The organism is endosymbiont DhMRE of Dentiscutata heterogama (genome assembly GCF_002888635.2).
In the GTDB taxonomy this organism is placed as follows: Bacteria; Bacillota_I; Bacilli_A; order Mycoplasmatales; family CGIF01; genus CGIF01.
Genome location: NZ_LN828718.1, coordinates 255,047 through 267,986 on the forward strand (window position 1 = coordinate 255,047; position 12,940 = coordinate 267,986).

At 34.0% G+C, this 12,940-nt stretch carries 17 protein-coding genes; 15 read left to right on the top strand and 2 right to left on the bottom strand.

What is annotated here, in order from left to right:
* Nucleotides 1-6: 6 nt before the first annotated feature.
* The 5 genes from DHMRE_RS01620 to DHMRE_RS01640 are packed head-to-tail and all read left to right on the top strand — an operon-like array spanning nucleotide 7 to nucleotide 5,897.
* The gene (locus tag DHMRE_RS01620) at nucleotides 7-4,227 is read left to right on the top strand and encodes a hypothetical protein (protein WP_322632643.1); all 4,221 of its coding nucleotides are present in this window, start codon (nucleotides 7-9) and stop codon (nucleotides 4,225-4,227) included.
* Nucleotides 4,228-4,241: 14 nt separating this feature from the next.
* Entirely contained in the window at nucleotides 4,242-4,766 is a 525-nt protein-coding gene (locus DHMRE_RS01625; protein ID WP_322632644.1) for a hypothetical protein, read from the top strand.
* Nucleotides 4,767-4,768: 2 nt separating this feature from the next.
* Complete coding sequence (locus DHMRE_RS01630) at nucleotides 4,769-5,050, top strand: hypothetical protein (protein WP_322632645.1); 282 nt, start codon at nucleotides 4,769-4,771, stop codon at nucleotides 5,048-5,050.
* A gap of 1 nt (nucleotide 5,051) precedes the next feature.
* Nucleotides 5,052-5,528 (top strand): hypothetical protein, encoded by a 477-nt coding sequence (locus tag DHMRE_RS01635; protein WP_322632646.1) that lies wholly within the window; start codon nucleotides 5,052-5,054, stop codon nucleotides 5,526-5,528.
* 18 nt (nucleotides 5,529-5,546) lie between these two features.
* Nucleotides 5,547-5,897, top strand: a complete 351-nt coding sequence (locus tag DHMRE_RS01640; protein ID WP_322632647.1) for a hypothetical protein — start codon at nucleotides 5,547-5,549, stop codon at nucleotides 5,895-5,897.
* A gap of 1 nt (nucleotide 5,898) precedes the next feature.
* Here DHMRE_RS01640 and DHMRE_RS01645 read toward each other — a convergent pair whose 3' ends face one another.
* Together DHMRE_RS01645 and DHMRE_RS01650 are read right to left on the bottom strand one after the other, a co-directional pair.
* A complete protein-coding gene (locus DHMRE_RS01645) occupies nucleotides 5,899-6,180 on the bottom strand; it encodes a DUF4160 domain-containing protein (protein ID WP_322632648.1) in 282 nt (93 codons plus the stop codon).
* 2 nt (nucleotides 6,181-6,182) lie between these two features.
* Nucleotides 6,183-6,614 (bottom strand): DUF2442 domain-containing protein, encoded by a 432-nt coding sequence (locus DHMRE_RS01650; RefSeq protein WP_322632649.1) that lies wholly within the window; start codon nucleotides 6,612-6,614, stop codon nucleotides 6,183-6,185.
* A gap of 162 nt (nucleotides 6,615-6,776) precedes the next feature.
* Between DHMRE_RS01650 and DHMRE_RS01655 the strand changes: the two genes are divergently transcribed.
* The 10 genes from DHMRE_RS01655 (at nucleotide 6,777) to DHMRE_RS01700 (ending at nucleotide 12,880) form a co-directional block, all read left to right on the top strand.
* A complete protein-coding gene (locus DHMRE_RS01655; protein ID WP_322632650.1) occupies nucleotides 6,777-6,980 on the top strand; it encodes a hypothetical protein in 204 nt (67 codons plus the stop codon).
* Nucleotides 6,981-6,982: 2 nt separating this feature from the next.
* Nucleotides 6,983-8,698: a hypothetical protein gene (locus DHMRE_RS01660; protein ID WP_322632651.1), complete on the top strand. Its 1,716-nt coding sequence runs from the start codon at nucleotides 6,983-6,985 to the stop codon at nucleotides 8,696-8,698.
* A 2-nt stretch (nucleotides 8,699-8,700) separates the two neighbouring features.
* The gene (locus DHMRE_RS01665) at nucleotides 8,701-8,955 is read left to right on the top strand and encodes a hypothetical protein (RefSeq protein WP_322632652.1); all 255 of its coding nucleotides are present in this window, start codon (nucleotides 8,701-8,703) and stop codon (nucleotides 8,953-8,955) included.
* A gap of 73 nt (nucleotides 8,956-9,028) precedes the next feature.
* Nucleotides 9,029-9,598, top strand: coding sequence for a hypothetical protein (locus tag DHMRE_RS01670; RefSeq protein ID WP_322632653.1), 570 nt, complete (start codon nucleotides 9,029-9,031; stop codon nucleotides 9,596-9,598).
* 130 nt (nucleotides 9,599-9,728) lie between these two features.
* On the top strand, nucleotides 9,729-10,043 hold the full coding sequence (locus DHMRE_RS01675) for a hypothetical protein (protein WP_322632654.1): 315 nt from the start codon (nucleotides 9,729-9,731) through the stop codon (nucleotides 10,041-10,043).
* 180 nt (nucleotides 10,044-10,223) lie between these two features.
* A complete protein-coding gene (locus DHMRE_RS01680; protein ID WP_322632655.1) occupies nucleotides 10,224-10,439 on the top strand; it encodes a hypothetical protein in 216 nt (71 codons plus the stop codon).
* A 16-nt stretch (nucleotides 10,440-10,455) separates the two neighbouring features.
* Nucleotides 10,456-10,599, top strand: coding sequence for a hypothetical protein (locus DHMRE_RS01685; protein ID WP_322632656.1), 144 nt, complete (start codon nucleotides 10,456-10,458; stop codon nucleotides 10,597-10,599).
* A 4-nt stretch (nucleotides 10,600-10,603) separates the two neighbouring features.
* Nucleotides 10,604-11,677 carry a hypothetical protein gene (locus DHMRE_RS01690; RefSeq protein ID WP_322632657.1) on the top strand — a complete coding sequence of 358 codons (1,074 nt, stop codon included), beginning with the start codon at nucleotides 10,604-10,606 and terminating at the stop codon, nucleotides 11,675-11,677.
* A gap of 2 nt (nucleotides 11,678-11,679) precedes the next feature.
* Entirely contained in the window at nucleotides 11,680-12,528 is an 849-nt protein-coding gene (locus DHMRE_RS01695; RefSeq protein ID WP_322632658.1) for a hypothetical protein, read from the top strand.
* A 22-nt stretch (nucleotides 12,529-12,550) separates the two neighbouring features.
* Nucleotides 12,551-12,880 (top strand): hypothetical protein, encoded by a 330-nt coding sequence (locus DHMRE_RS01700; RefSeq protein ID WP_322632659.1) that lies wholly within the window; start codon nucleotides 12,551-12,553, stop codon nucleotides 12,878-12,880.
* Nucleotides 12,881-12,940: the final 60 nt, after the last annotated feature.

Consider the following 12,940-nt stretch of genomic DNA (forward strand, 5'->3'; position numbering starts at 1 on the left):
AAAAAAATGAACTTCAATCCCCAAGCCCTCAAGTCCCAACTTGACCTCTTCAAAAAAACCTTATTAGTTGAGCATAAAGAAGCCAATCAAGCCTTTTTTAAAAAATTAATCAAATCTGAACTTACCAAACTATCCAAAAAAGGAGTAAGCAAAGAGGAAATATTAGTAATTATTGAAGAAATTTTCAGCCCCCAAAACTTCCAAAACGGCAAATATAAAGGCGGCAAAGAAGTAGTCATCCAGACCATTCACGAATTCTTTGATAAAGAAAACTTCAAAAATGGCAAATTTACCGGCGGCTGAAACGAACAACAAGACACCCAATCTCTACAAAAAGCCCTTACTCCTTATAAAAATTGAGAAGACACCCAAAAAGCAATAAACGAACAAATTCTTAAGCCTTATAAAACTTGAGAAGAAACTAATAAGGAAAACATCAATACTATTGAACAAAAACTAGGCGGTCCTCAAAACTTCCAAGACGGAATTTACAACGCCAAACCCCAAATAGTCCAAACAGTTTTAGAAGAACTAAAAGCCAAAGGAGTAATTTTAAAAGAAATCCATAATATTTTTGGCTCTGAAGAGTTTTATCCCACTGAACCCAGCGATAGCATTCCCAAAGGTCGCGAAGGCTTTCGTAAAAATGCCAAAGAACTAGCCTTACAGCAAGCCGAAGAACAAGCCCAAATTAAAGCAATTGAAGCCTGAAGGGAATTCTACGAAGACCACGGCATTGTCGAAAGCAACGATAAACTATTCTGATCCAAAAAATACGGAAGTAATGTCAAAGCGGCAACTAGCGTCTACCAAGATGCTCTTCTAAAAGGGGAAGAAATTGTAGGCGGTGATTTCACTAAACTAGAAGAAAATCGCATTAACAAAGCCCCTACTCCGGAAAAAATTCAAGAAGTCTTAAAAGATATTCCAGTAGTTCGTCGCAAAAAAGCCTGAGAAAACTTTTTCACTAATCATGATACTTTAGGCAATATTAAAGAAGAATGAAAGGATAATTGAAGAAAAAGTAGTTTAAGTATTGAAGTAGCCAAATTAATCTACAACAACGGCTGATATAATAGTCCCAATGGTCTAATCAATAATGATAAAATTATTGAGAATTATACCACCGAGACCTTAGTAATGGGCAACCCTTATTCCCAAACGACTAAGGGAATAGAAACTTTAAAACATTTAGCCGAAGAAGTTGATAAAGTTCATGAATTTATTGTTAAAAGAATTGAAACTGAAACTAATTTAGATAAATTTCCTTCTGAGGAAGAAATAAAAACTACTTATCAAGAAAAGAAGGTTCCTGATACTAGAAGTTGAACAGAAATAGGCAAATTAAGGGATAATCGCATTAAGTCCTTATTCAAACAATACTTTCAAAGCCAAAACCCCACAAAATTATCCGACTCAGAAATAGAATTATGAAGGGTGGGCCACACCGGACTACCTAATACCGGTTCCGACCAAAGAAAAGCCTATGAAAATGGGTGGGCCACTCCTTCTGAAATTAAAGAAGGCAAAATTACTTACCAAAACATCCCCAGTATTGAAGTCTTAAAAATAAAAAGACAAGACATCGACCAAGAAATCCAAAAAGTCGACAATCTAGTTAAACAAATAAACTCTTACAAATATCGCCGCGATTTAGATGCTAATCAGGCTCAAATAGATAAACAATTTGCTGAATTAAAAACTGACTTCCTCCCACCTAACAAGGCCCAAGAAATCAAACAAGCCGAACAAAACCAAAGAAATAATCTCTGATATTCTTTAACCGATCCCAAAGATGGCGGCCTAGAAGAAGCCACTTTAAAAAAACTTTCTGCTAATCTCCAAAACACTTGAAATGTCCCAAATTATGAACCGATGACGGTGGCTAAACTTAATGCTTTCATCGCAGCTGACCCCGATGTTCAAGCTCTCGGACTTTTTAAAGAAGATAGCAAATGAGAAGATTTAATTCAATCGGGTTGATTGAAAGAACAAGGGGGCTACGAAATCCCCAAAGACAAAACCAAAGCGGAAGAAAAATTAGACATTTCGCAACGCGGAACCCACCTCTTAAAATTCTTTTACGATAAAAATAAAGATGGCAAAGGTTATCCTTTCAATCCCGACAAATTAACTAACCCCGAGCATTTTTGTCAAATTGGTAAAAAAGTAGTCAAAAGATTTGTCAAGGGGGGATACACGAGCAAAGACAAGTGAGTGGAAGAAGAAATTGAAGTCATTGGCGGAGATAAAGGAATGGGAGGCCACTTAGCTATTGGAACGGGAATTGGTAAATCAACCAAAGTAATTAATTGTTTAGTGAAAGGCGGTGAAAGAAATATCATTCTAGTTACTTCCAATCAAACTCTGGTAGACAGTGCTTTTAAACATCACTCCCCAGGTAATTGATTGCAACCTTTTTGAGGTTGTGTTTTTCACGGCGGAGCCAAAGGAGAAACCGAAATGGCTTATGTTCGCCGAGGCACCATGGAAAGAGCCACCGAAGAAGATATTAAAGAAAACCGACATGACCCCGAAATGAAATCTCTTTACAAATCCCACGGCCCTTATCCAGTAGCCAAAAATGACTTGGTCTACTGAAAAAATGCCAATACGGGGAAATTAGAAGGAATGGAAGAAGGCAAAAAAGGTCTATCAGTTATGTATTGAGGCCACTTATTAGGATTTGCTGGACGTAATCTGTTTGTAGAAACTGGTGGCATAAATAGTTGAAGCGATGAAAATTTAAAGCAAAAAGTCAAAGAGAAATTAATCCCCAAAGAAGAAACTATTATCGTCTTTGACGAAGCCGATTATAATGACGCTGGTTTTCAAGCCTTACAATTTGAAATGATAAAAGCGGGCTATAAATGTTTAAGAATGTCCGCTACTTTTCCGGGAGTAGACTTCTCGGCTACTTCCACTTATCCCAGGAAATTGATGTATACTGGTAAATTGGACCCGAACATGCCGGCTGGTTTAATGAGAATAAGAAACTCCGAACACGCTGAAAAGTTGGAAACAATGCGAGGTTTACAACCAGGAACTATTAAATGGCAAGATGAAAATGGCCAACCTACTTTTATTGAAGTTAATACCGAAGAAATGGTGCAAACTGGTAGAATTTGGATTTTCCTTAAAAGTTTAAAAATAACCGCCGAACAAGTTAGAATTTTGGGAAATAATGCTTCTTATATGCTTTATACTTCTGAATTTGATGAGAATTGCGAGGATATTACTTATGGCCGTCCTGGTGGCTCGGCCGATGGAGTTGATGGAAATAAAGATAGGGGAGTTAGTCCTAAAATTGATGGGGTAATTTGTGTAGGAGCTACCGAGACTACTAATTTACAAAAATATTTCACTTACTCTGAACCTACTTTGGGACTTGATTCCAAACCTTCTTCAATTCAGAAGTTTGGGCGAGTAGGTCGGCACGACCCCGGTTTAGTTGTTACTTTTACCAAAGAGTTTGGGGAAATTGATTTATCCGACAATGTTTCGGCCGCCATGGTTCGAGCCATTTTTGATGGCAACACTAAGCAAATCGAAGAAAAAGCTTATCAACAAATTTACGATATTGACATTCTACGAGGAGCCGTGGCCTATCCCGACCCCAAAACTTTCGGTAAAGCCCCCGAAGAAATATTGATAGGTTTAAGAATTACCAAAGAACAGCAAGACAAAAAAGTCAAATTGTCTAAATTGGATTGAAGAACAGAAGCTGATAAAGAGGAAGCGTTGGATAAACCTTGATTTGCCAAGGGCGTAGCTGGTAAAGTTTTCGGAAAAGATATCAATCCGAGTGAAAAATTATGAAATAGATATCTGGGCAAATCCGAAGCCATTACTATGGGTGAAGAAACTGCTAAAAATCTACTAAAAGAAATGATTTCCAATTTTATCACCCAAGACCGGAAATATCCCCAAGGATTAGATTTAAAAAATCAATCCAAATTTATTAGTTCGGTGTTTGGAGCCAAGTTGGAAGCGGGCAAAAAGGATGAAGTAGCAAAAGAAACTCGCACTGTGCTAAATGGTTTAGTAGAAGCCAAAGTAAATGAATTAGCCACTAAAGATTATGATGAGACCAACAAAAGAAGTAAAAACCCGAATACTGTCCGTAAATTAGCGGGATTATACAATTTAACTAATGCCGAAATAGATTACAGCAAAGAGAAGAATGGAGAAGGGAAATTAGTATGAACTTTAAGAATGAGAGCATAATAATATAAGAAAATATGAATCAAAATTTAACTGAAAAAGAAATTCAAAGAAGAATAAATATCGCTAAGGCCCTTTTAGCCGAAATTGGTAATTCTCAAACTTTTAGAAAAGAAATTGAATTAGCCGAAGAATTAAGCAAAAAAGAAGGGATTGAGGCCTATTGAAAATTACAGGGTAAATTAAGCCGCGGGGAACTTTCAACTAAACTAATCAGCTATAAAGGGATTGATGATGCTACTGAATTTTGTATCCATTTAGCCAATATTCTAAACGGTATAGAAACTTCCGAGGAGAAATGATACCGAATTAGAGAAAATGTTAAGGAATTTTTACAATCTGATGAAGACATTGCCAAGTCAGAAACTTTAAAAAAACTAGCAGAAGAAGCCACAATAGAAGATACTATGGATGGTTATCGTAATTTACTAAAATCCTTTAGAAAAAATTATGATGAATTGGTGAAATTAAAAGGAAATGAAGATAATGCTAACAATTTCCTAGCCCGAATGACCGGGGTAGTTCACGACAAAAAGCAATAATCATGGATATAAGTTGTGCCAAATTAGTCGGAGGAGTGGCAGTATTATTAACCGCTATGGGCTACGGTTATAAAATACACATTGACCGCAAAACCCTCAAATTAGAAAAAAATGACCTAGAACACCAACGCAAACATTTAATAAATGAGGCAAGAATTAAAGAGTTAGAGAAAAAAAACGGAAGTGAACAAAAACAGATTGACCAATTAAAAGAGCAGTTAGAAGAACAAACTAAAAAATTGGAAACTATTATTAAAAAATGTCAAAAAAAAGAAAAGAAATAATATGCCCGAAAATCAAGATCTAATTAAATTATTGCAAGAAAGTCAAAAAACTAATCGCATTGCCACCATTACTAGTGTTTGCACAGTGATTTTAGGTTCTGTTACTACTCTAATTTTGGCTTGAAAATCTTTATTTCAGAAAAAAAGACCTAGTGCCGCTTTGCGACTAATAAGAATAGAGGCGGCCATGGCTAGATTACAATTAGAAAAAGAACATCTTAAAAAAGAAATAGCTCATGAGGCCGAAAGACTGAAATTAGAAACCGGTTTGCAAGAAGATGCTACTTCCGAAGAGACTGACCTGGTTGGGCAACATCAAAAATATTTAGCTGATAAAGTGGGTTTGGCGGATAGGTTAAAACAACAAGGGGCTAATTTATTTCAAAGAGGGGTTGGCCAAGTAAAAAAGGTAGGGGATAAAGTTAATCAGTTTACTTCTTTACTTGATAAAGAGTCTGATAAAAAAGAAAAAAAGTAAAATACTCGGTAAAATGAAATGAATAATGAAGAAAAGAAATCAGTTTTACAACCTTTGCTGGCGGAATGTTCTTATTACACACTTTATAAGGCTTTTGCTCCTCATGGATTAAGTGACCCTACTAATTGCCTCCAAACTTTTGAAATTAAATATAATCGCTGTTATGGCGATTATGTCAAAAGAAATAATTGAGATTATTGGACGGAAAAGGAAAAAGACCAAGGAAAATATATTTGTAATAATTGTTTAATTACTCTTTATAAAAAAGACAAATATTTTTTTTGAGAGAGTGTTCGGAGTAAGAGAAAAAAGAGAACTTTGGGGAATTATGTTAATAGTGGTTCGTTATCTTTTAAGTTAAAATCTTAACTTATTTACCGGCTTGAGCTTGGTATTTTTTTCATTTTGCTAAAAATAGGTCTTTATTCTTAACCACTAGTTTTTTTACCTCATTCTGTTCCTCTTCAGACACTCGTCCTTTAATTTTTTTAACTTTTACTTCGTTTTTGGATTTTGCATCGGTTTTCTCTAACCAAAATTGGATTTTACCATGGGGCAAACCGCGAACATGAATATGGGCAGGCTTATGTTTTTTTAAAGGTTCTCCGGAATGAAAATAAAATCGATAACTACTTATCTTTCAAGTTGGCATAATTATTCACAATCAGCGTCAAAGCCCTTAGTAAAACTTTCAATTCCTAAAACTTCGTCAATATCGGGAAAATAAATCTCATCTCCTTCTCAAATTTCATAATTTTTCAATTTGTCGACCTTGACTCCTTTTACACCCCACTTTTTAAACCAAACTATTGGGATGCTTAATTCGCGACCATCGCTTAATTGGGCAATTAATTTATCCTTTTGGACTTCCAAATTGATTATTTTAGTATCTTCTTTTTTAACCTCTTTTTTGTTTTGGTTTGGTGTAATAACGGCTTTTTTTACTTCTTTAATGTCGTTTTTTATTTGAGAATACTCATCTTTTACAAGATTTCGTATTTCTTTTAACTCTTGAAAAAACTCAACTTTGGTGACATATTCCCCCTTGCCACTTGCCATTCTTATTTGCTTTTTTTTATCTACCATATTGCTTCACTTTTTAATTATTGATAAAATTTCCCTTAAAGTCCTATATAATATGTTTTATCGTAGTTATAATTTAACATCTTAATTAACATTTTAACTAAAATACAACTTAAAACCTTAAAAAATCCCTAATAAGTCGAAAGCGAAGGTAAAAATACTCATATGAAAAACCTTCAATCAACTCCCCAATCAACCGACATCATTAATCAACTAGAAGACAAAATGTTCGTCACTTCCCCACTTATTTTTCCCCTAGTAGCCCTAGCCTTTTTATTTTTACCTTGTTTTATTTTCTGCCTCTGCTACGCTCGAGGCTTTAAACAACTACCACCAAAAACCCCTAAAACTCCCAAACAAATCGCTTAAATATGACAAAAAAAGAATTAAATTCCCGAAAAAGAAGTAAAAGCTATACCCCAACCCCTTTGTCGCCGGGAGATATCAGAGAAATCCCCACTTCCCCTTTATCCCCTTCAAGAGACCGACCTTTACCTCCTCGCCTTTCAAAATCTCTGCCTGGCACTCCCCTTAACAATTCTTACCAATCTCACTTCTCACCAACCTCACCCATCATTAGTGAAACTAGTGAATATTCTTACGAGAGCGATAGCGAAGCCGAAGAAGTTTTTTACACTACTATCATAAATTCTTATGAAAAAGATCAAATTGAACAAAAAAAAGAAATTGCTGACTTACATAAAGAAGTAGTTCGGTTAGAAGAACGATTAACAATTCTCCAAACCGAAAGTGAAGAAAAAGATAATAAACTAAAAGTAAGTCAAGAAAAAAATCAACAAGTCATTAAGGAAAACAAATCACTAAAAACCGAAAATGAAGCGGTTCATTTAGAATTAAAACTTACTAACTCGGATTATTTAGCCAAAACTGAAGAAAACCAACGCTTAACTGAACGCTTAAATAAGGAAGTAGAAAATAGTAAATCCTTAATTGAGAAACTAGAAACTCAATGAAAGGAAAATAGTGAAATGGCGGTTAAACAGCAAAAATTATTTAACCAAATATCCCGTTTAAACAGTGATAAAAATCTCTGTGAAACTAAAAAAGCTGAGTTAGAACAAGCCATTATAGATAAAGAAAAAGAATATCGGCAACGCTGAAAAGAAAGAGAAAAAGAACATAATAAACAAATCCAAAATTATCGTTTATTTAATTCGTTAGAAGAGGATAAAAAACGCAAAAGGCAGACTGTAGATTACGGAATGTTAGCAAGAACCAATTCTGTTTATTTAGACCATGGCAGAAGCGATTCCATGAGTTCTTTAAATTCTTTATCTACTAGGGTTCAAAGTTCTACTTTGGATTTTGAATTAGCCTTAAAAACTCCACTTACGGATGAATTTGAGAACCTCCCAGCCACTCCTTCTTTAGCCGAAGAGATTAAGAAAAATGAAGAAAGCGAAAAAAGATTAAGCACCACCTTTGATAATTTGCTGGCTAATATTAATGATTATCAGCAAGAAAACAGTCAGGTGGTAGAAATTTCGGCCGAACAATTTGCTGAGTTGGAAGCGAGAATTGTTAATTTAACCCAGCATAATCAACAGCAAGAAATCACTATGCAAGAATTAGTGCAAAAGAATACTTTATTGCAGGAACAACTAACTGCGGCCGAAAGTCAAGCCCAGAGAGTTGAAGATTTAGAAAAAACCTCTTTTACTCTTCACCAAAATAATCTGGAATTGGGGGTAGAAAAAGACAATTTACAGGAACAATTACGGCAAAAAGATTATCAATTACAATCAGCTGAATTAAAACAAACCAACTATTATAATTTCATCAAAAGTTTAGCCGAGATTTTTCCTCTTTCAGAAACTCAAAAGGGTAAATTGGACAAAGCCGAAGAACCTGATATTAAACTTTTATCCCTTTTAAAAACTAATATTTTTGGGGGAGTGAATAAGTTAAAAAACAAAATTGCGGAATTAGAGGAAGAAACGAAGTTGCTGGAAGCCCAAAAAGAAAAAATGAAAAAAAGCCAAGAAGCAAATCTATTGGAAGTAGAAGATGAAGCCCGGGAATTATTAGCCCTAATCGAACAAGCAGAAACAAATATTAAAAAGTAAATATGACAGAAGAAGAAAGAATCAAACAATTAATGAATGTAATTACAGTTAGTAAAGCCAAAATGGAAAAAATTAACGAAGAGTATCAAAAAGTTAAAGTGGAATTGGAAAAAGCCCAAACTGAATTAAATCAGTTAAAACAAGGAAATACCGAAACTGCTAACAAAAACGATAAAGCCCTAACCGAGGCTGAAAAAGAGGCTGCTGAATTATTAGCCCAAATTGAAACATTAGAAAAATCAATGAATATTAAATAATTTCTCCTAAATAATTAGGCTGGTCGTATCGTAATTTGTAATAAAGAGGGGGATTTTTTTTAATTTTTAAAACATGTCTGACTGAACTAGAATAAAGAAATTGACCGAGTTAATTGTTGGATTACAAGGACGCATCAAGGAAATAACTAAATTAAGTCAGAAAAATTGACAAGAAGTTCAACAAAAAGAAAAAGAGTTGGAAGAATGACGAAAAGAATTAGAAACCTGCCGCCAAGAAAAGAAAGCGATTGAAAAGGAAATCAAAGATAAAGTTAAGGAGTTAGAAAATTCCCAAATCTCTAATACTGAAAAGCAAGAAAAAATAAATAAACTCTTAACCGAGCATAGTGAAGAATTAGAAGCAGTGGATAAACTTTTAGAAGATGAACGAACTCAATATCGTTCTTTAAGAGATCAAATAATTAGTAAATTGTGTGGACCTTGTGCTGCTTGTGCTGAAAAAGAACAAGATAAAAAACATTTGAGGCAAAAGATTGTTTATTTTTCTGGGTTGGTTGTCTTGTTAGTAGTTTTATCCTTTATCTTTCATGTTTGGTTTATTAGGTGGGCGTGGGGGAAGAAGGAGAAAGAAAATGGGAAGCCGAGGTGTTGTCAGCAGAAGGTTTCAGTAAGGGTTAATTAAGTTGCAAGTAATTGTTCATTTGTAAAAATGCCTCAACCTTATTTTTTTGCACCTTAATTAACATTTTAACTAATATCTTAAAAAATAAACTAAGTCAATTTTAAATATTGATAAATTAATTATAAATATCATGAACATCATCAAAAAATTTATCATTTACGCAGGATTAGCCCTATCCCTTTTTGGAATAGGAACGGGAGTAGCAACTTCAACAACAGGAACCGGAGTAAAAAATGGTTCTTGAATCTTGGAAAAAACTTTTGAAGCAACCAAATATGCCGGCCAGGGAATAGAAATAGCCGGTGCAAAATTAAAAGATGGTTCTCAATATTTAAATACTTGAGCCACTAATTCTTTACTTAAAGAAGAATATCGGGACTTATATTTTAGCCCTTATACTTTTTCAGAAAAGATAGTAGAACAGGATTGAGTTTTGGTTAATTAAAAATGGTGGGTAGGTTCTTGAATCAGACAATTCTGCCTGCCCACCAAAAAGTGTAGAATCGTCATCCTCTGCTCTCTACTTTAGGGCAGGTAAAACTGCCCATATTGAACTGCCGGACCGAAGTAGTTAATAATCTTCGGATAACAGATTAAAAAACCGCTTTGGGACCGGCACTTGAATATGCTAAACGAACAAAAAGCAACAGTCCAAGAACGAAAGCAAGTTTTAATTAATAGAATTGCCAATTTAGAGGCAACCATTACTGGTAATCTCCAAGTAATTAAAGCTTATTTAGAAAATAATGAACGCATAAAAGCCATAATTGCCGAACTCCAAGAGGAATTGAAACAAATAGAACAGGAATTAGTGGCCCAAGTAGAGACTCCCACTAAATAGATAAGATTTTACAATTATGACAACTTTACAAGAAAAGTTAATCAAAAACTATACACAAGCCTATTATAAAGGATTAGTAGAATTAAAAACTAATGAACCAACTCCCAAGGAGTGTAAAAAACTTTGGGGAGAAGTGACAAAAGAAATATTTCAACAATAAAATTATGACAACCCTTCAAGAATACTTAAATGAAAAATATCCCACTGAGGAAGCAAAATCCGAAGTTAAAGAGCTTATTTTGACTTCTATTACTGAAACTTTGGCCGGAGGAGAATTGGATTTAACTGCTTTTTCTAACTTGGAAAAAATAGAAATTAGCCCACAATTTTTATCTACTCCTTTAACTAAAATAATCACTGATGGCCTTACCAAATTGAAAGAAATTATTTGAGAACAAGCCGAACAGGAAACTGAAGAAGATAAAAAGTTGTGAGAAGAGTTGGGAATTGCTGGTGATATTATTAAGAAAAAAGTAGTTCGGGAAGTTCAAAGATTAGCCAAAATTAAGTCGGTGGAGATTAAGTTTGGAGAACCCAGCGAAGCCCAAGAAGGTGTTATTTTTATCCAATTGGACCAAAAAGATAAGTCAGGTAATTTTTGCCCCAATTTAATTTTCTGAAATTTGGCTCGGGAAATAACTACCGCCAACTTCCCGGAAAAAAACCCAACTTTTTGACAAAAATTTGAGGAAGAATTAGGCTGAATTAAAGAAAATCTGGACCGCCAGTATCAAAAAGTCTTCACTGACTTATTATCCCCGTCCAGTTTTCCCCATCAGCAATTAGAGATTAGGGAATTATTAACTATTTATTTTCCTAATTCAGAGGATATTGCCGGTAGCCAAACAGTAAAAACGACCGTAAGTGAAAAAATAATCGATAAAACTTGATCTGAAGTCCGACAAAAATTAATCGAATTAGTTAGTCAAGAGTTAGCCACAGAAGACAAGGAAAAATTAAGCCTAAAAGCCACTCTTGATTATCAAAACGGAGAATATATTATCCAAGTCCAATATCATTCTCAAATTCCATTTGGTAAAGAAATATCTGAATTAGTTATAGTTGCTCCTTTGCGGTTTGAGATTGACTATTTAAAACAAAAGCAAGAACAATTACCAACTAGTGAAAGTTTTGAGAAATTGAGTAAGCAAAATCAATTATGAGATAATTATCTCCAAGACTTCACTGATAAGGAAAAATATCAAGAAATCAAAGACAAAATTAATAAAATCGATTAGTTATGACAGCTCAAGAATATTTAGCAAAAAATTGGAGTGATAAAAATATCGCCACTATCCACTTGCTTCCGGATAAGGAAGAAAAAAAATTAAGCGGAGAATTAATTATCCAAGATTATCCTAATTTACAAGAGATTAATTTGCCTAATCAGGAATTAACTTCTTTAATTATTAACAATTGTCCTAATTTAAAGAGAATTAATGTAAGGAATAATCAATTAAGTAGATTAGAATTTAGTCAAACTCCTGAGATTGAACAATTAATTGCCGGTCAAAATGAATTTAGCATTCTGGATTTAACTAACTGCCCCAAACTTAAAGAATTGATTGCTCCCGACAATTCTTACTTAACAGGAATTAAAGGATTTAACCTATCAACTGTTATTAACCTTAACATTACTAATACTTCGGTTAATTTGGCTCAAGATTATGAAGAATTAAAAGCAGAAAAAGAAAGATTATTAGGGGTGATAGAAAATTTAAAAAAAGGAGGAGAAGAAGGAAAATTAATGATGACTGAAGCCATTGAAAGTAGCGGTCAAGTTGAAGAAGCCATTCAAAGGCATTTACAAAAAACCGAAAAAGAATGAAGAGAGTATTTGACTCATCCGGAAAAGGCTTTGCCGGCTTTTCAAGTTCCGGAAAGTCGTCAAAAGGTTAAAAAAGTATTAATTTTAATTGCCGAAGCCCAAACTAACCGCAATTATCAAGAATTATACGATGAATGGAATGGAAAAGGGGAATATAATGGCGAAAATGACTTTGATTGTAATAGTTTAAAAACCTTAGAGGATTATTTAAAGGTTAGGAATTATTTTAAAAAAAAAGAAGGACAAATTTTATTAAAATAAGGTAGTATATAAAACAAAAATTATGGAAGGAATAAAAAACGAAGGATTTAGTTATGAATATGGTCAAAGGAAAGTTGTAGAGGAACTGCCACAATGAACCAACCAAGTGGCTAAAAAGATTAACCAACATAGCCAGGAATTAAAGGAACAAAAGGAAAAATCGAAAACGCAAGAAAAGATTAACGAAGTAAACGCATTCGAACAACAAGAATTAAAGAATGAGATAGCGGGATTAAAAGAACAAGTAGAAATATTAAAAGAGGAAATAAAGAAATTAACAGAGAAACAACAAGAAAGTGAGTCAGTAGCCCAAGTATTACAGGTTCCACCTCCGCCAGCATATAAATATTAATTATGGAAAATATTGATAAAAAAAAAAGGCATAGAATTCCTTTTGGTTAGAAGAAAAAAT